Origin of the sequence: Nonomuraea sp. NPDC049158, assembly GCF_040648335.1 — a bacterium.
Taxonomy (GTDB): Bacteria; Actinomycetota; Actinomycetes; order Streptosporangiales; family Streptosporangiaceae; genus Nonomuraea.
Genome location: NZ_JBEZDM010000039.1, coordinates 51,037 through 69,089, shown reverse-complemented (window position 1 = coordinate 69,089; position 18,053 = coordinate 51,037). Strand labels below are relative to the sequence as shown.

Annotated in this window: 16 protein-coding genes; 13 read left to right on the top strand and 3 right to left on the bottom strand. The window is 69.1% G+C overall.

The genetic code is table 11. The features are described from left to right. Positions 1 to 14 precede the first annotated feature (14 nt). Positions 15 to 437, bottom strand: a complete 423-nt coding sequence (locus AB0B61_RS47790) for a hypothetical protein (RefSeq protein WP_358447484.1) — start codon at positions 435 to 437, stop codon at positions 15 to 17. 357 nt (positions 438 to 794) lie between these two features. Between AB0B61_RS47790 and AB0B61_RS47785 the strand changes: the two genes are divergently transcribed. After that, positions 795 to 1,799: a LacI family DNA-binding transcriptional regulator gene (locus AB0B61_RS47785; protein WP_358447482.1), complete on the top strand. Its 1,005-nt coding sequence runs from the start codon at positions 795 to 797 to the stop codon at positions 1,797 to 1,799. Between the two features lie 230 nt (positions 1,800 to 2,029). On the opposite strand, the gene AB0B61_RS47780 is transcribed toward AB0B61_RS47785, so the two are convergent. Then, a complete protein-coding gene (locus tag AB0B61_RS47780) occupies positions 2,030 to 3,850 on the bottom strand; it encodes a substrate-binding domain-containing protein (RefSeq protein WP_358447480.1) in 1,821 nt (606 codons plus the stop codon). Between the two features lie 361 nt (positions 3,851 to 4,211). On the opposite strand from AB0B61_RS47780, the gene AB0B61_RS47775 reads away from it, so the two are divergent. Then, the gene (locus AB0B61_RS47775; RefSeq protein WP_358447478.1) at positions 4,212 to 5,960 is read left to right on the top strand and encodes a DUF5605 domain-containing protein; all 1,749 of its coding nucleotides are present in this window, start codon (positions 4,212 to 4,214) and stop codon (positions 5,958 to 5,960) included. Here AB0B61_RS47775 and AB0B61_RS47770 read toward each other — a convergent pair. Further along, on the bottom strand, positions 5,924 to 6,094 hold the full coding sequence (locus tag AB0B61_RS47770) for a hypothetical protein (RefSeq protein ID WP_358447476.1): 171 nt from the start codon (positions 6,092 to 6,094) through the stop codon (positions 5,924 to 5,926). The two genes, AB0B61_RS47775 and AB0B61_RS47770, sit on opposite strands and share 37 nt — an antisense overlap. Before the next feature lie 140 nt (positions 6,095 to 6,234). Here AB0B61_RS47770 and AB0B61_RS47765 point away from each other — a divergent pair, with 140 nt between their 5' ends. From AB0B61_RS47765 to AB0B61_RS47715, 11 genes are all read left to right on the top strand, one after another. After that, positions 6,235 to 6,402, top strand: coding sequence for a hypothetical protein (locus AB0B61_RS47765; protein ID WP_358447474.1), 168 nt, complete (start codon positions 6,235 to 6,237; stop codon positions 6,400 to 6,402). 253 nt (positions 6,403 to 6,655) lie between these two features. After that, complete coding sequence (locus AB0B61_RS47760) at positions 6,656 to 8,365, top strand: IlvD/Edd family dehydratase (RefSeq protein ID WP_358447472.1); 1,710 nt, start codon at positions 6,656 to 6,658, stop codon at positions 8,363 to 8,365. Positions 8,366 to 8,374: 9 nt separating this feature from the next. After that, positions 8,375 to 9,049, top strand: a complete 675-nt coding sequence (locus AB0B61_RS47755; RefSeq protein WP_358447470.1) for an SDR family NAD(P)-dependent oxidoreductase — start codon at positions 8,375 to 8,377, stop codon at positions 9,047 to 9,049. A 26-nt stretch (positions 9,050 to 9,075) separates the two neighbouring features. Next, on the top strand, positions 9,076 to 10,017 hold the full coding sequence (locus AB0B61_RS47750; protein ID WP_358447468.1) for a sugar ABC transporter permease: 942 nt from the start codon (positions 9,076 to 9,078) through the stop codon (positions 10,015 to 10,017). Further along, positions 10,014 to 10,838, top strand: coding sequence for a carbohydrate ABC transporter permease (locus tag AB0B61_RS47745; RefSeq protein ID WP_357952951.1), 825 nt, complete (start codon positions 10,014 to 10,016; stop codon positions 10,836 to 10,838). The genes AB0B61_RS47750 and AB0B61_RS47745 overlap by 4 nt, the downstream gene beginning before the upstream one ends. A 32-nt stretch (positions 10,839 to 10,870) precedes the next feature. Beyond that, positions 10,871 to 12,148 carry an extracellular solute-binding protein gene (locus tag AB0B61_RS47740; RefSeq protein ID WP_358447467.1) on the top strand — a complete coding sequence of 426 codons (1,278 nt, stop codon included), beginning with the start codon at positions 10,871 to 10,873 and terminating at the stop codon, positions 12,146 to 12,148. A gap of 40 nt (positions 12,149 to 12,188) precedes the next feature. Then, positions 12,189 to 14,156: a PKD domain-containing protein gene (locus tag AB0B61_RS47735; protein WP_358447466.1), complete on the top strand. Its 1,968-nt coding sequence runs from the start codon at positions 12,189 to 12,191 to the stop codon at positions 14,154 to 14,156. A 31-nt stretch (positions 14,157 to 14,187) separates the two neighbouring features. Then, positions 14,188 to 15,309 (top strand): serine hydrolase domain-containing protein, encoded by a 1,122-nt coding sequence (locus AB0B61_RS47730; protein ID WP_358447465.1) that lies wholly within the window; start codon positions 14,188 to 14,190, stop codon positions 15,307 to 15,309. A 56-nt stretch (positions 15,310 to 15,365) separates the two neighbouring features. Further along, positions 15,366 to 16,136, top strand: coding sequence for an IclR family transcriptional regulator (locus AB0B61_RS47725; RefSeq protein WP_358447463.1), 771 nt, complete (start codon positions 15,366 to 15,368; stop codon positions 16,134 to 16,136). Positions 16,137 to 16,176: 40 nt separating this feature from the next. After that, positions 16,177 to 17,037 carry a fumarylacetoacetate hydrolase family protein gene (locus AB0B61_RS47720; RefSeq protein ID WP_358447462.1) on the top strand — a complete coding sequence of 287 codons (861 nt, stop codon included), beginning with the start codon at positions 16,177 to 16,179 and terminating at the stop codon, positions 17,035 to 17,037. After that, on the top strand, positions 17,037 to 18,044 hold the full coding sequence (locus AB0B61_RS47715) for an alcohol dehydrogenase catalytic domain-containing protein (protein WP_358447460.1): 1,008 nt from the start codon (positions 17,037 to 17,039) through the stop codon (positions 18,042 to 18,044). Before AB0B61_RS47720 ends, AB0B61_RS47715 begins: the two co-directional genes overlap by 1 nt. The last annotated feature ends 9 nt before the right edge of the window (positions 18,045 to 18,053 follow it).

Sequence of the window (18,053 nt, the reverse complement as noted above, 5' to 3'; positions counted from 1 at the left end):
ATCGCCATAGTTCGTCACTGTCGGTTCCTCAGTCGATGAAGTCGATGAAAATGAAGTCGATGAAGGTGTGGGTGCCCGGACCGGCGCTCTCGTGACGGCCCGGGGATGATCCATTCGGCCTGCCAGTCGGCGGCGGCGAGCAGTCCCATCTCAAAGGCGGCCGGCGCCGACCACTCACTCTCGCCGGTGTCGGTCCACACCTTGACCTGCCATTCCACCTGTTCGGCCGAGCGCAACGGCGGTCCGGCATAGGGCACCAGGACGCTTTGGGCAGAGGAGATCCGGCCGCTGTCCCAGCCGTTGCTCGTCCGGATCCGATAGGCGCTCTGTTCGGCGGAGCCCGCGGGCGGCCGCCACGACAGCCGGGGTTGGGTGACGCGGATGCCGAGCGTCTCGTCGAGGTGCTCGACACGCAGGGTTGTCGCAGGGGGCCTCATGTCACTTCCTGGTGCGATGAGTGAGGATCATGTCGTGGTACGCGCGCCTTCAGGGTTCACCGGATGGTGCCGGGGCGGATGGGCACGACGCCGTGGCGCTCGGGAGGGGAACCCGGATCGTGTGCAACGTTCGACACGGGAGCGTATAGAGGCGATTTAAGCCACGTCAAGGACGTTCTGGGTCGTTTAGGCAATGGTCTACACAGATCCGATACTCTGGCCCGCGTGGACAACGGCGCGGCCGACACTGCTCAGGGGAACGACAAGGCCGGTCCGGGCCCTGGTTCAGGTGCCGGACAGATGGCGCGGCGCCGGGCACGAGGGAGTTCCGCGCCGCCGTCCTCCGACCCGCATCGCGTGACGATTCATGACGTCGCACGTGAGGCGGACGTCTCGATGTCGGCCGTCTCGAAGGTGGTGCGCGACGCCTACGGCGTCAGCCCCGAGATGCGGGAGAAGGTCACCGCGGCGATCGAGAAGCTGGGGTACCGACCCCACGCGGGCGCGCGGGGCATGCGGGGGCGCTCGTACACGATCGGGGTCATGCTCACCGAGCTCACCTCTCCGTTCCAGCCGGAGATCGTCCAAGGGATCACCGGAGAGCTCGAGACCAGCCCGTTCCAGGAGATCCTCATCGCCGGCGGCACCACTCCCGAGCGCCATCAGCGCAGCATCGAGGCTCTCGTCGATCGGCAGGTCGACGGGCTCATCCTGATCCAGCCGTGGACGAGTCAGGCCTGGCTGGAGCAGCTCGCGTCGAGACTGCCCACCGTGGTGATCGCGCGCCACGGCCACACCTTCGTCTACGACACGGTCGTGGACGACGACCATGCGGGCGCGCGTCTCATGGTCGATCACCTCGTGGCTCTCGGCCACCGGAGCATCGCGCACATCAGCGCACCGTCGCAGGACCTGCCCGAACCCTTCATCCTTTCCCACACGGCGCGCTGCCAGGGCTACGTCAAGGCCATGCGCCGGCACGGGCTCGAACCGTACGTCATCGAGAGCACATACTCGGAAGAGGGCGGCTATCGGGCAGCCGCCGAAGCGCTCGCCGGCCCCACTCCGCCGACCGCCATCTTCGCCGGCGCGGACATCGCCGCGCTCGGCGTGCTACGCGCGGCGGAAGAGCGCGGTATCCGAGTGCCGGAGGACCTCACGGTGACGGGCTACGACAACATCTACGTCACGACGATCGGCCGGATCTCTCTCACCACCATCGATCAGTCGGGCAACCTCACCGGCGCGAGCAGCGCGAGACTTCTTCTGGAACGACTCGACGGCCGCACGCAACCCGTCAACTACGTCGTGGCGCCGCGCCTGATGGCCCGCCACACGAGCGCGCCGCCGCCCCGGTCGTAACGGCCGGGCCGAGACATCTGAAGCTGCTTCCTGCTCCGCAGCCTCATTGTCATCGCCTGGCGTGCAACGTTGCACGCTCATTCGTGCGAGGACCGATCGTCCTCGGAGCGAGCGACGAGGAGCCAGTCCCGGCCGTCAGGGGGTGGCTGTCGGCATGTGGGCTCCTCAGTGATTGAGCGGTCAGAGCAGAGCCGAGCCTGGTCGCGCCGGTCGGCGTTCCCGCGGTGCCGTCAGGTGCGGTCCCGGTCTGGCGGCGGGGCGCTCGTGCCGCGGACGACGAGCCGCGGGCTGATCACGTGGTGCACCGGCTCGACTCGGCCGGTGAGCCGTTCGAGGAGGAGCCGCGCGCTGTCCGCGCCAGTGTTCTGCGCGGACTGGTCGATCGTCGTGAGGGAGATTCGCCCGATCGTGGACATGAAGATGTTGTCGTACCCGACGACCGTGAGGTCCTCCGGCACGCGCAGCCCCCGCTCCTCTGCGGCCCGCAGGACGCCGAGAGCGGCGATGTCGGCACCTGCGAAGATCGCGGTGGGGGGAGTGGGACGAGCGAGTGCCTCGACTGCCGCTTCGTAGCCGCCCTGCTCGGTGTGGGAGGTGACGATGACGTCGGGCTCCAGGTCAAGCCGCCGCATCGCCTGCGTGTACCCGTCGGAGCGCAGCGTGTTGGACACCACGAACGGTCGCTCCAGGCCCCATGAGGACTGGCCGATGTGCACGATCCGTTCGTGTCCGAGGCCGACGAGGTGCTCGACCATGAGCCGAGTGCCTTCGTCCTCGTCGTCGACGACCGTGTCGTAGCTCGTCGAACCGCCGTGCCGGGCGACGACGACCGTCGGCACCCTCTTTCCGAGGTCCTCGAGCCACTCGGGGTCCATGAACGGTGAGATGAGGACGAGTCCATCGACCTGGCGGTCCAGCAGCGCCTCGATGCTTCGCCGCTGCAATCCGGGGTCGCTGCCGGCGTTGACGATGATCGGCTGAAAGGGGGTCGTCCCAAGCTTGCCCGTCAACCCCTCGACGAGTTCGGGCTGGAAGGGCGAGGAGATCGCCGTCAGCGTGACACCGACGGTGTACGACCTGCCGCGCATGCCACGCGCTCCGGCGTTCGGCCGATAGCCGAGCTCGTCGATGGCGGAACTCACACGGGCGCGCATCTGCGGGCTCACGCCGTACGCGTCGCGGAGCACCTTGCTCACCGCGGAGGGGGACACACCCGCCTTGCGGGCGACGTCCTGAATCGTCGCGCGGCGCACGGCCTGGTCGTCGGTGGGCCCGCGTCCCCACGACTCGGGACGTTGGCTACGTGAGGTCTCCGCGGACTCACCGCCGACGGCGCTCGGCAAGGGCGCGGCGGCGCTCGCCACGTCGTGCGGCGAGAGGCTGCCGCGGTCGTGTACCGGGTCCTGCCTGCTCGAATACGCCGGCCCATCCTGGGCCTGCGTGGCAGCGGGCTCGGCGAAGAGCGCGCGGACGAACTCTTCGATCGGACCCTTGATGTCGAACTCCGGGTCCAGAAGCCATTGGACCATCAGCCCGTCCTGCACCGCGAGCCAGAGGGCCGCTGCCCGTTCCGGATCGACCCCGTCCCGGAGGGTCCCCACCTCCGCGCACTCCAGGAAGTCGTTGCGCAGGCGCTCGCGGACACGCCGGTAGCGGTTGCTGAAGTAGTCGTGTGAAGGGTGGTCGGGCCGAGAAGCGGCCACTGCTGATTCGGTACGGAGTAGCGCGAACTCGGGCGAACGCCGCCACTCGTCGGCTGCCCTGTGCAGGAGTGCGACGAGCGCGTCGGGGCCACTCGTCCGGTCATCGGGTTCGGGCGACCCTCGTCGCTCTGTCTCAGAGTCCTGCTGCTCGATGAGGGCACGCAGCAACTCGTCCTTGCCCTTGAAGTAGTGGCGCAACCCGGTGTGGGTGATCCCGGCCCGCTGGGCGATCTCCCGGAGGGAGGAGGCGGCGAAACCGCGTTCGGCGAAGCTGCCGAAGGCCGCGCGGAGGATGACGGCTCGCGTCGCCAAGGCGCGGGCGCTCATCGTGGGCGTGCTCTCGGTCATGGCTCTAACTTTCCACCTGGAAGGCAAATCGCCGGTCGGATACGAGTCGCCCTCCCCATTATGTGGGTGGACGGTGTGGCGAAACCTGCTGCTAACTCAGTGCGTTGCTGAATTGTGACCACTGGTCCGCAGGGGTCCCTTGACTCGTTTCCACGAGGTTCCTAGCCTCGGTGTCGATCGATGCACACGCTGAACGGCGGACCTCCCGGCAGGCAGCGCGACGGCCGCTTGAGCGTCATCTTCGCCGCATCGAGGCGATCAGCTGGGGTCACTGCTCATTCGATGCGTCCCATCGATGTCGCGCGGGCCCTCTGACCACAGAGCGGGCCCGCCCACACGCCCTTGTTCACAGGAGTTGGTAATGCCCTACGGTCCTTCATCCATCCTCGGCGACGTGCTACGCGACGAGCGGGCCGCGGACGTGGTCCGCAAACACCTGCCCGGCCTCCAGCGCGATATGAGCGTGCAGTGCATGCACGGCACGCTGGAGCAGGTCACCGGCATCGTGGCGGGGATACGGACCAACCCCGCGGCCAAGGAGGTCTTCTACGCCGAACTGGCCACGGTCGCGGAAACGGCTCACCAGCCGCCGCCCCCTGCCGAGGCGCCGGCCGTTCCATCCTTGGATTACGAGTGCGCGGATGTGCCCATCGGCAGCGCCCGGCTTCTGCGGCAGGAGGGCGCCACCCAATGGCGGACGTTCGAGCTGGAACTGCACGGCCCGGCACACGGCAACCCGTTCACCGAGGTCACCCTGCGGGCCGAATTCCGCCTCGGCGAGCGCAGCCTCGCGGCACATGGTTTCTACGACGGCGACGGGGTCTACCGCATCCGGTTCCTGCCCGACGAGGAAGGCGGCTGGAGGTTCCAGACGTTCAGCAACGCCCGTTCCCTGGACGCGATCGCGGGGGAGTTCCGCTGCGGGCCGGCTGACAGCGGCGATCACGGTCCGGTCCACGCGCACCGGACCCACCACTTCCGCCACGCCGACGGCACCCGCTACCTCCCCGTGGGCACCACCGCCTACGCATGGACCCATCAGGGCGACGAACTGGAGGAACAGACCCTCCAGACCCTCATGAGCAGCCCGTTCAACAAGATCCGCATGTGCGTCTTCCCCAAGTCGTTCGTCCACAGCACCAATGAGCCGCCGCGTTACCCCTTCGAGGGCTCGCTCGATGACGGCTGGGACTTCCAGCGTCCGAATCCCGGCTACTTCCGCCATCTCGAGCGGCGCATCGCGCAGCTCGGCGCGCTCGGCATCCAGGCAGACCTCATCCTCTTCCACCCCTACGACCGCTGGGGGTTCTCCGACATGGGCGCCGCGGCCGACGACCGCTATCTGCGCTACGTGGTGTCCCGCCTGGCGGCCTATCCGAACGTGTGGTGGTCGCTGGCCAACGAGTACGACCTCATGTGGGCCAAAGACGTCACCGACTGGCACCGCTTCGCCGCCGTGATCGGCGAGCACGATCCGCACGACCATCTGCTCAGCGTGCACAACTGGGTCGAGCTCTGGGACAACAACGCGTCCTGGGTCACCCACGCCAGCATTCAACGGGCGCCGGACGACACCGCCGAATGGCGCACCCGCTGGCGCAAGCCCGTGGTGGTCGACGAGTGCGGCTATGAGGGCGACATCGAATGGGGCTGGGGCAACCTCATGCCGCAGGAGATGGTGCGCCGTTGCTGGGAAGGCGTGGTGCGCGGCGGCTACGTCACGCACGGCGAGTGCTTCCTGGCCGACGACGACGTTCTGTGGTGGGCCAAGGGCGGGGCTCTCAAGGGCGAGAGCACGCCCCGCATCCGGTTCCTGCGGGCCGTCCTCGACGAGTTGCCGGCCGACGTCGCCGGCATCGATCCCTTGCCGGCCGACTTCGACGTCCCGGTCGGTGGTGTCGAAGGCCGCTATTACCTCGCCTACCTCGGCCACATGCAGCCCCGCCGGCGGACCTTCTCACTGCGCCCGGGGCCCCGCTACCGGGCCGACATCGTGGACACCTGGAACATGACCATCACCGAACTACCCGGCAGTTACGAAGGAGAATTCGCGCTGCCGCTGCCCGGCCGCCCCTACCACGCGATCCGCCTGCGGGCGATCGAGGACTGACTCGATGAGGCGTGGGACGAACGCCCGCCGAGATCGCGTCCGCCGGTGAGCGGCCCGGTCAGCTCACCGTCCGTGCCGTCTCCGGCGGCCTGGGCGCGTTCCGGCCGGACTTCATCGGTCGTCGCCAGCGCCATATCAGGAGTGTCTTCGAGACCCGGATCGACGCCTCTGACGGCAAAGGCGGCCTCGGGCTGCGCTTCGACGACGACTTCACCATCGCCCTGATCGCCGAAAAGGCGCCGGCGGGAGCCGGGACGCAGGTCACGGCGCGGGCATGCCTGCCGACGAATCAGGCACCGAGACGCACCTGGCCGAGCTCGACGGCCGCTTCTGGGCAGCCGAGACGGCGGCACCGTTCACGGGCCGAGTCGCCGGCATGTTCGCCGAGGAAGGCGTCGTCCGCTTCGCGCACTTCCGCTACCAGGGGGAAGGCCATTCATGAGGTGCCGCGCAGCGTGTCCGGGCCACGCCTCGCGGTGGCGAAGGCCGTCCGCGGATCTCGCCCTCCGCACGTAGCGGCTGCGGCCGTTCTGGGCGGCGAACCCAGGTTTCCGAAGGTTAGACCCATGTTCCAGAAATCGAAACTTTTCCTCAACTGCCTCTTCCCTGAGCGGTGAAGTCTGAGCTAGTCTCGCCGCACGTTCCACAAAATCGATTTAAGTTCCAATAAATGGAATTCCTGGATGTGAGAGCCCATGGGCCGCAGTTCTAGGTGGTACGTCGGCACCGACCGCAACGCCTACATTCACCGGGCATGGATGCGGCGAGGGCTGCCTTCTCGCGCCTTCGAAGGCCGGCCGCAGATCGCGATCGCCAACACCGCCTCCGATCTCGTCCCGTGCAACATGCACCTGGATGAGGTCGCCGAGCATGTCAAAAGGGGCGTCTGGGAAGCGGGCGGTGTCCCGCTGAATCTTCCGGTGGTCTCGCTCGGCGAGACGCAAGTACGGCCGACCGCCATGTTGTGGCGCAACATGGCGGCGATGGCGACGGAGGAGATGCTGCGGGCCAACCCGATCGACGGCGTGGTGCTGCTCGGCGGCTGTGACAAGACCATCCCCGCCCTGCTCATGGCCGCCGCCTCGGTGGACCTGCCCGCGGTCGTCGTCCCCGGCGGCCCGATGCTCACCGGTCACTTCCGTGGCCGGCCGCTCGGCTGCGGCACTGACGTGTGGAGGCTGAGCGAGGAGGTGCGCGGCGGGAGGCTGAGCGAGGCCGAGTTTCTGCGCTCGGAGTCGTCCATGATCCGCAGCAAGGGCCACTGCAACACGATGGGCACCGCTTCCACCATGGGCCTGCTGGCCGAGGCGCTCGGCATGACCCTGCCCGGCCTGGCCGGCACCCCGGCCCCGGACAGCCGTCTGCTGGCGGGCGCCCACGAAAGCGGCGGCCTCGTCGTGGAGATGGTCGCCGCCGACCGCCGTCCCAGCGTTGTGCTCACGCGTGCATCGTTCTCCAACGCCATCGTCGCTCTGGCCGCGATCGGCGGCTCCACCAACGCCGTGGTGCACCTGCTGGCCATCGCCGGCCGACTCGGCGTCGAGCTGACGCTCGACGACTTCGATCGCATCGGCTCGGGCGTACCGCTGCTGGTCGACCTGCAGCCCGCAGGCCGGCACCTCATGGACGACCTGTACCGCGCCGGCGGCCTGCACGCGGTGCTGCACCAGGTCCGCGACCTGCTCGACCCCGAGGCGATCACGGTCACCGGCCGCCCCCTCGTCGATCACCTCGACGAGGCCACCATCCACGACGGCGACGTCATCCGTACCCGCGACCAGCCCGTGCTGCACGACGCCGGCATCGCCGTGCTGTACGGCAACCTCGCCCCTGACGGCGCCGTCATCAAACCGGCCGCCGCCTCCTCCCACCTGCTCAAGCACCGCGGGGCCGCCCTGGTCTTCGACTCCGTCGAGGACCTGCACGCCCGCCTCGACGACCCCGACCTGGACGTCACCCCGGATTCGGTGCTGATCCTGCGCGGCTGCGGCCCCAAGGGCTACCCCGGCATGCCCGAGGTCGCCAACCTCCCCCTGCCTCCCAAGCTGCTCGCCCAGGGCGTCCGTGACATGGTCCGCATCTGCGACGGCCGGATGAGCGGCACCGCGTACGGCACCGTCGTGCTGCACGTCGCTCCGGAGGCCGCCGCCGGCGGCCCCCTGGCCAAGGTCCGCACCGGCGACATGATCATCCTCGACGTCCCGGGGCGGCGGCTCGACATCGACATCCCCGACGAGAAACTGGCCGCGCGCGAACCCGCTCCGGCCGCCGTGAACGCCTTCGCCCGCCCATCCCGCGGCTGGCAGCGCCTTTACCTCGAAACGGTCCAGCAGGCCAATACCGGTGCCGACCTGGACTTCCTCGTCGGCTCCAGCGGCGATCACGTGCCGCGCGAATCTCACTGAAAGGACAGCATGCGCACAGCGCTCATCACCGGCGGCGCCGGCGGCCTGGGCAAGGCCGCCGCCGCCCGCCTGGCGGCCGACGGCGTCAAGGTCATCACTCTCGACATCGCCGACGACGCCGACATAGTGTGCAACGTTGCCCACGCCGATGCCGTGCAGGCCGTCGCCGAAGAGGTGGGCCCGATCGACATCCTCGTCAACTCGGCCGGAGTCGTCGGACCCACCGCACCGCTGTGGGAGATCCCTCTCGACGGCTGGCGAAGCACCTTCGAGGTCAACGTGCACGGCACCTTCCACACCTGCCGGACCTTCGTGCCCGGCATGCGTGAGCGCGGCTGGGGCCGCATCGTGAACATCGCCAGCATGGCCGGCAAGGACGGCAACCCCAACATGGCGCCCTACTCCGCCACCAAGGCCGCCGTCATCGCGCTCACCAAATCGCTCGGCAAGGAGCTCGCCACCAGCGGCGTGCTCACCAACGTCATCGCCCCGGCCGTCATCGAGACCCCGATGAACGCCGACACCGGCCCCGAGGCGCTGGCTCACATCACCAGCCTCATCCCCATGCGCCGGATCGGCCGCCCCGAGGAGGTCGCCGAGCTCATCGCCTGGCTGACCTCCGACAAGGTCAGCTTCTCCACCGGAGCCGTCTACGACATCAGCGGCGGCCGCGCCACCTACTGACCGACCTTTCCCTTCTGGAGGAAACGATGGCGACAGTCCTCAGCCACGAGGTGCGGCGCCGCGCGCCCCGAGCCCGCCCACCTGGCCGGCGCCGCACCATCGGCCGGAGCCTGTGGTGGTTCGTCATACCGGGCCTCGTGCTCTACCTCTACGTGGTGGTGATCCCCACCGCGCAGGGCGTCTACATGTCGTTCACCAACTGGAGCGTGTATTCGCCGTCCCGCGACTTCGTGGGGCTGCGCAACTACAGGACAATCTTCAACGACGCCACGTCGTCCGACATTCTGGTGCGCACGCTGGTCATCGCCGTGGCGACGACGATCATCCAGAACGTGCTGGGCATGCTGTTGGCGCTGGTCCTGAACGCGCGGGTGTTCGGACGGAACGTGCTGCGGACCGTCATCTTCGCACCCGTCATCGTCTCGCCGCTGGTCTGCGGCTACCTGTTCAAGTACCTGTTCGCTCCGCCGGGCATCGGAGCCGTCAACGACATCCTCCAAGCGGTCGGGCTGGGGAGCCTCCAGGAGGACTGGCTCGGCCGGCCGGGCACCGCGCTCACGGCGGTGATCGTCGTCGTCTGCTGGCAGTTCGTCGGCATGTCGATGGTCATCTACCTGGCCGGCCTCCAGGGCGTGCCGGTCGAGATCGTCGAGGCGGCGTCGATCGACGGCGCCGGCGCGGTGCGGAGGTTCTGGTACGTGGTCCGGCCGATGCTGGCCCCGGCCATCACGATCAATCTGATGCTCGGCCTCATCGGTGGCCTGAAGATCTTCGACCAGATCTACGCGACGACACAGGGTGGCCCCGCCGGGCAGACGGAGACGATCTCCACGTTGATCTTCAAGCAGTTCAACATCGTGGGTGACTACGCCGCGTCCGCGGCGCTCGCTGTCGCGATGGCCGTCGCCGTCGCCGTCCTGTCCCTGATCCAGTTCACGGTCCTGCGCCGGCAGAAGGGCAACTCATGAACGCCAAGCGGCTGGGCAGCGCGCTCAACCATGTCTTCGCGTACGGCAGTGCCCTGCTCTTCGTCGTCCCCCTCTACATCTTGATCAACCTCGCCATTCGACCCGTCGACGACCTGTCGCCCGCGTTCCTGCCGACCACCCGGCCCACGACGGACAATCTGACCCGAGCACTCACGGAGTCGAACCTCGGCCCGGCCATGGTCAACAGCACTGTCCTGACGACGATCTCCTGCCTGGCCATCGTCGTGCTCGCCACGATGGCGGCCTACCCCCTGGCCAGATCGACGGCCAAGCTGTCCAACGCCACCTTCTACCTGTTCCTCGTCGGCTTGCTGCTGCCCTTCCAGGTGGCGTTGCTGCCGCTCTACCTGACGATGCGGGACCTGGGGCTGCTCGGGTCGGTATGGTCGCTGATCATCTACTACGCGGGCCTGCAGATGCCGTTCGCGATCTTCCTGGTGACCACGTTCCTCAGAACCAGCGTGCCCTTGGAGTACGAGCACGCCGCGCGCATCGACGGCTGTGGCGACGTGCGTGCCTTCATCCACGTCGTCGTGCCGCTCCTGCGGCCCGTCCTCGGCACCGTGGTCATCCTCAACGCCGTGGGCATCTGGAACGACTTCTTCACGCCGCTGCTCTACCTGGCCGGCAGCCACCAGGAGACGACCCCGGTGGTCATCTTCCAGTTCGTCGGCCAGTACACCGTCGAATGGCCGCTGGTCTTCTCCGGCCTCCTCATCTCGATGGCCCCGATCCTGCTCCTTTACCTCGTCTTCCAGCGCTACGTGATCCACGGATTCGCCGGAGGGCTGAAGGGCTAACCCTTCGGCCCCAACCCCCCTGGAGAAAGTCAATGCGGATTTCCACCAAGGCGATGGGCTGCGCCCTGCTCGCCGGGCTCTCGCTGGCCGCCTGCTCGACCGCGCCCGCCGACAGCGGCGGCCCGGCCCCCACTTCCACCGCGTCGGGAGCCATCAGCGGCACGCTCACCATCCTCTACGTCAAGATGTTCCAGCCCGCCCTCGAGCCGGTCGTCAAGGCGTTCGAACAGAAATACCCCGGCACCAAGGTCGACGTGAACTACGTCAGCGGGGACGTCGGCAACCTCATCGGAACGCAGCTGCAGGCCGGCACCGCCGCCGACATCTTCGTCACGCTGCCGGGATCCGGCGGCGTCATGAACGTTCACACCCTCGCGGCGCAGGGCAAGCTCCTCGACCTGTCGGACTCGCCGTGGGTGGCCGGCATCCCGCGGCTGTGGCAGAGCGACATGGCGTTCAACGGCAAGACGTACGCCTACCCGGGAACGCTCCAGGGGCTGGGCGCCATCTACAACATGACCAAGCTCAAGGAACTGGGGCTGAAGCCCCCCAAGACCTGGAGTGAGGTGCTCGGCCTGTGCAAGAGCGCCAAGGACCACGGCCTCTACGCCTACGCGCAGGGGCTCAATGACAGCGCGGGCCCCCAGATGATGTTCCTCGCCCTGTCCGCGGACCTGGTGTACGGACCTACCCCGGACTTCTCCACCCAGCTCAAGGAGAAGAAGACCACGGTGCCGGCCTCGCCGTGGCGGCAGGTCCTCGACAAGTACAAGCAGATGAACGACGCCGGCTGCTTCGGCGAAGGCGTGATGGGCCGCACCCGGACCCAGGGTACCGATGAGGTGGCCGCCGGCAAGGCCCTCGGGATCGTCGACGTGGGCGCCGCGATCGCGCCCATCGAGAAGGCGGCGCCGAAGAGCGAGCTCACGATCCTGCCCATGCCGGCCACCGACGATCCCGCCGGCACCTACTTCCCGGCTCTGCCCGGTTTCACGGTTTCGGCCAATGCCCAGGCCAAGAACCCGGCCGCGGCCAAGGCGTTCCTCAACATGCTGGCCGAGCCGCAGAACATCAGCGTGTACGCCAAGGGCTACGCGAGCGTGCCGCTGATCCCCGTCCCCGGCTTCAAGCCGCCCGCCAACCTGGCGGCCCTGAACGAGGCCATCGCCGCCGGGAAGTCCGCCAAGATCGCCGACTGGCCCAACCCCAAGGTCAACGACGTGGCCCAGCAGGGCGTGCAGGCGATCTTGCTCGGCAAGGACACCATCGACGAGGTGCTCCAGAAGATGCAGGAAGCGTTCGAAGGCTAGTCATCCCGACCTCGCGCGTACACACCTCTCGGAGCATCCCATGAAAACAACGCTGCCGCTTACCAGCGCGGTCACCGTCGGAGTCCTGCTCGGCCTGCTACCGGCGCAGAGCGCGAGGGCGGCCCAGGCCGCCGAGTGCGCGGCCCGCACGCCCGGCGGGCCCGTGTGGGTCACCGCCGGCTGCGTCGACCCGCAGTTCGACCGCCCCGTCATCGACAGTGAGACGGATCCGGCCGGCCCCGTGCCGCATCACAAGGTCTCGGGCCACTTCGAGGGCACCACCGTCAAGTTCACCGTCTACCTCCCACCCAAGAGCCAGTGGAAGGGCCGCTTCTTCCAGTACGTCTACCCCCTCCAGGACGAGAACGCCACGGACGACAACATCCGCTTCGGCGCGGACAGCGGCGCCTACACCGTCCAGATCAAGGCAACCATCGGCTACCGGGCCGATGCCGCGGCGGCCAAGTTCGCCAGGACAGTCGCCGCGAACTACTACGGCGAGCAGAGAAGGATCTACGGCTACATCTGGGGCGGCAGCGGCGGCTCGTACCAGACCATCGGTGCCATGGAGAACACGACGGGCGTGTGGGACGGCGCGGTGCCGTTCATCCCCGGGGTGCCGACCTCGATCCCGAACAACTTCTTCGTCCGCGCCTTCGCCCGGGTCGTCCTGCGGGACAAGGCGCGGCAGATCGCGGACGCGGTGAGCCCGGGGGGCTCGGGCGACCCCTACGCCGGTCTCACCTCGGTGGAGCGCGCGGTGCTGCGTGAGGTGACCAGGATGGGTGTGCCGCTGCGGGGCTGGGAGGATCATTCCTACCTGCTCGGCTTGACCGACCCCCAGGGTCTGCTCGGCTACGCGGGCACGATTCGCGCCACAGATCCCACCTACGCCGACGACTTCTGGAGCAAGCCCGGCTACCTGGGTACCGAGCAGTCGCCGCTCGGCGAGCTGTTCCGCGCCGCGAAGGTCGACCACCTGGCCACCATCACGCACGTCGATCCCACGAGCCTGGCCCTGGACAGCGCTCCACCGGAGAGCAGGACCTTCCTGGACTTCACGCTCTACGCCGCCGACGGCACGACGAAGATCGGCGCCCTCACGGGTTCGCTGAACGGCAAGGTGTTCACGCTCGGCGGCGGCAACGCGCCCGAGGTGCTGAAGGCGCTCGCGGCGGGCGTCAAACTGCGCGTCGACAACCGCTGGTCGCTCGCGCTCACCTCCTACCACCGCCACCAGGTCCCCACCCGTCCCGGCTTCTACGCCTGGGACCAGTTCCGTGACGCGAACGGGCGGCCGCTCTACCCGCAGCGCGCGGTCGAGGTGGGCCCGGGCGTGTCCCTCGGCGTCAGCGGCGGCGGCACGCACACCGGCACGTTCACCGGAAAAGTCATCATGGTCGCCAACCTGCTGGACGTCGATGCCTTCCCCTGGGACGCCGACTGGTACCGCAAGCAGGTGGGATCGGAGGAGAACTTCCGTGTCTGGTTCACCGACAACGCCGACCACATCGGTCCCCACACCCCTTACCTGATCGACGGCACCGGCATCCTGCAGCAAGCGCTGCGGGATGTGAGCGCGTGGGCCGAGCGCGGGGTGACACCTCCGAAGTCCACTCGGTACAACGTGACCGACAGCCAGGTCGCCGTGCCGGCGAGGGCCGCGGCACGCCGAGGCGTGCAGCCCGTCATCGACCTGACCGCGCGAGGTCGTACCACCATCGAGGTTCCCGCGGGCAAGCCGGTCACCTTCACGGCCGAGATCCAGACACCTGCGGGAACAGGCACGATCGTGTCAACCGAGTGGGACTTCAAGGGCGACGGAACGTTCAGCGCGCGACCCTTCGGCCCTGCCCGCGCTTCCGCGGAGGTGCGCATGACGTTCACCTACACCAAGCCCGGGACCTACTTCCCGGCGTTGCGCGCCATCGCCCAGCGCGACGGTGACGCGAACACACCCTTCACGAAGATCCAGAACCTGGGCCGCATGCGGGTCGTCGTCCGTTGACCGGCTCCACGAACGGAGAGGAAACACCCTGATGACCTTGGTAGAGACCGGTTTCGACAAGGTGGCGGACGCCTTCTCGCGCACCGTCGCCGGCGACGGGCGCGCCGGCGCCGCGCTGTCGGTGTGGATCGACGGGACGCCGGTCGTCGACCTGCGGGCCGGCGTCGCGGATGAGCGCACGGGGCGCGCGTTCACGTCCGACACCCTCGTGCTGACGTACTCATGCACGAAGGGCATGGCGTCGGTCCTGGTGGCGATGCTCATGGAACGCGGTGCGCTGCCCGCGCTGGACACCCCGCTCGTCGAGCTCTGGCCCGAATTCGGCGTACACGGAAAGGACGGGGTGACCATCGGCGACGCTCTGGCGCACCGGACCGGTCTGTCGGCTCCGCGCCGCGACCTCACCTTCGAGGAGGTGCTGGACAACCTGCTGACGGCGGACGCCCTCGCCGCCCAGGAGCCGCTGTGGGCGCCCGGCGAGCATCACCAGTACCACGCGGTCACGCACGGGGCGATCACCGCCAAGCTCGTCACGCTCGGCACCGGCCAGGTGATCGGGCGCTGCTTCGAGGAGCATGTCGCTCGCCCGCTGAAAGCCGACGTCTGGATCGGGCTTCCGGACTCGCAGGAGCCACGCGTGGCCCGTGTCGTCACGGACGCGCTGGAGGAGGCAACGCCGACGGGCGACCCCGAGGCGATCTTCTGGCTGGAACGCGCGATCAACCTGGGTTGTGGTCTCACGATCGACCACCTCGCCGAACCGCGCTTCCGCCGTGCCGGCCTGGCCGGCGTGACCGGCATGGCGACGGCGAGCGGACTGGCCCGGATGTGGTCGGCGACCGTCACGCCGACGAACGGCGTGCGCCTGATCAACGACGACACCGTGCACGCGCTTCGCGAGGTGCGCAGCGAGGGCGCCCCGTACTTCTTCGTGGGGCCGCCGCCCTATCAGTCCTGGGGCGCCGGGGTCATGGTGCCCTCGGACTGGCAGCGATACCTCTCGCCGGCGTCCTTCGGGCATGACGGGGCGGGCGGACAGGTGGCGTTCGCCGATCCTGAGGCACGGATGGGGTTCGCCTATCTGACGAACCGCATGGGCGACTGGGATCGCGGCAAGTCCGTCGTGGCGGCCCTCGCCCAAGCACTCGGCTGAAGCCGGTCGAGAGGAGAACTTCCTGCTTTTGGAATGATGGTCTAACATTCGGAATCATGTCCGAGCCTATGGAGGAACCCAAGCTCGTCGGGTCCGACCGGGTGCTGGCGGTGCTGGCCGAGCTGGCCCGCCACCCCGACGGGATCGGCCTGGAGGAGATGGCCCGCGCGGTGGCCAGCCCCAAGCCGACCGCGCATCGCGCCCTGGCCGCGCTGCGCCGCGCCGGGTTCGCCGCCCAGAACGGCCACGGCCAGTACGTGCTGGGGGATGAGTTCCTGCGAATGGCCTTCGCTCACCACGAGGCCCGGCCCGATCACGTCCGGGTCACCCCGATCCTCAAGGCGCTGTGCGAGCGTTACGGCGAGACGGTGCACTACGCGGTGCTGGACGGCCCCTCGGTCGTCTACCGCTCCAAGCTGGACCCGGCCGCCGGTGCGGTGCGGCTGACCTCGGTCGTCGGCGGCCGCAACCCGGCCCACTGCACCGGTGTCGGCAAGGTGCTGCTCGCTTACACCCTGCCGGACGAGGACGCGGTGCGCGCGTGGGTGGGCGGCCGGACGCTGGAGCGGCCGACCGAGCGCTCCGTCGGCACGGCCGAGGAGCTGCACGCCGAGCTGGTACGCGTACGCGAGCAGGGCTACGCCGTCGACGACCAGGAGAACGAGCCGGGCGTCAACTGCGTGGCGGTCCCGGCGTACCTGAACTCACCCGCCGTGCCCAGCGGCGCGATCAGCGTCAGCGGCCTGGCCTACCGTACGCCGCTGGACAAGCTCATCGCCGACCTGCCCGCCATCCGCGCCATCGTTTCCGGCAAGGACCTCCCGTGAGGCCCGCCACCGCCCTACTGAAGATTCACGGAGACTGATCTTGTACCTCATGCGCATCGGCGCCCCCGGAGCGGAAAAGCCCGTTGTCCGCGTGGACGACACCCACTACGTCGACGTCTCTGACCTGACGCCCGACTTCGACGAGCGCTTCTTCGGCTCCGGCGGCACGGCTCTGCTGGCCGGGCCGGTCGCCGAACGTATCGCGGCCGGTCAGGTGGCGGAGTTCGCCGGCGAGCGGGTCGGGGCGCCGATCGCCCGGCCGCACCAGATCCTGTGCATCGGCCTCAACTACAGCGACCACGCCGCCGAGACCGGCCAGGCCGTCCCGGATGAGCCGATCCTGTTCACCAAGTCGCCCAACACGCTGGTCGGCCCGTACGACGAGGTGCGGATCCCGCGCGGCTCGACGAAGACCGACTGGGAGGTGGAGCTGGGCATCGTCATCGGCCGCCGCACCTCCTACCTGGACTCGGTCGAGCAGGCCCGCGACGTCATCGCCGGTTACTGCGTGGTCAACGACGTCAGTGAGCGCGCCTTCCAGATGGAGCGCGGCGGGCAGTGGAGCAAGGGCAAGTCCGCCGAGACGTTCAACCCGGCCGGCCCCTGGCTGGTCACCCCCGACGAGATCGCCGACGTCACCGACCTCGGCATGCGGCTGGACGTCAACGGCGTGCGCCGCCAGACGGGCACCACCAAGACGATGATCTTCGATCCGTACGTCATCGTGCACCACCTGAGCCAGTTCATGGTGCTGGAGCCCGGCGACCTGATCAACACCGGCACCCCGCCCGGCGTCGGCATGGGCCACGACCCGCAGATCTGGCTCCAGCCCGGCGATGTGATGGAGCTCGGCATCGACGGGCTCGGCAGCCAGCGCCAGCAGGTCGTAGGGCCCCGCTAGTGCGTGCCCTCGTCCTGACCGGCCCGGGCAAGGCCGAGGTGCGGGAGGTCGACCCGCCGCTCGCCGCCCCCGGCGAGGTGGTCGTGGACGTCGAGCGGGCCGGGGTGTGCGGCACCGACGTGGAGCTGTTCACCGGCGAGATGAGCTACCTGCGCACCGGCCGGTCCTGGTACCCGCTGCGCCCCGGCCACGAGTGGATCGGGGTCGTCAGCGCGGTCGGCGAGGGCGTGGACGACGGCTGGCTGGGCCGCCGGGTCACCGGCGACACCATGCTCGGCTGCGGCCGCTGCGGCCGCTGCCGGGCCGGCCGCCACCACGTCTGCGCCGACGTGGCCGAGATCGGCATCAGCCGCGGCCGTCCCGGAGCGCTGGCCGAGCAGCTCGCCGTGCCGGCCACGGCCCTGCACGCGCTGCCCGGCACGATGGACGCCACGCTCGGCGCGCTGGTCGAGCCGGGCGCCAACGCGCTCAGGGCCTTCCGCGCCGCCGGGCTGAGGGCGGGGGAGCGGCTGCTGGTCCTGGGCACGGGCGCGATCGGACTGCTCGTGGCGTTGTTCGCCCGCGCCGAAGGCGTGGAGGCGCACCTGATGGGCCTCCACACCCCGGATGTCGCGCGGACTCTCGGCCTCACCGGCGTCTGGACCCGGCAGACACTGCCCGCGCTGCCGTGGCATGCCGTGGTCGACGCTTCCAACGCCCCAGAGCTGCCCGCCCTGGCGCTCGACCTCGTCGAGCCCGCGGGGCGCGTCGTCTACATCGGCCTGGCCGGGACGCCGAGTACCCTCGACACCCGCGACCTGGTGCTCCGGGATGTCACCGCCGTCGGCATCCTGGGCGGCTCGGCCGGGCTGGCGGGGGCCATCGCCGCCTATGCCGACGGTTCGCTGGACGCCCGCCCGCTGGTGGCCGCCACGGTGGGCCTGGCCGCGACGGCCGAGGTCCTGGCCGGGCACCGACCCGACGACGCCGGGCCCGGCCCGAAGATCCACATCGATCCGCGACTGTGAGATCCGCGA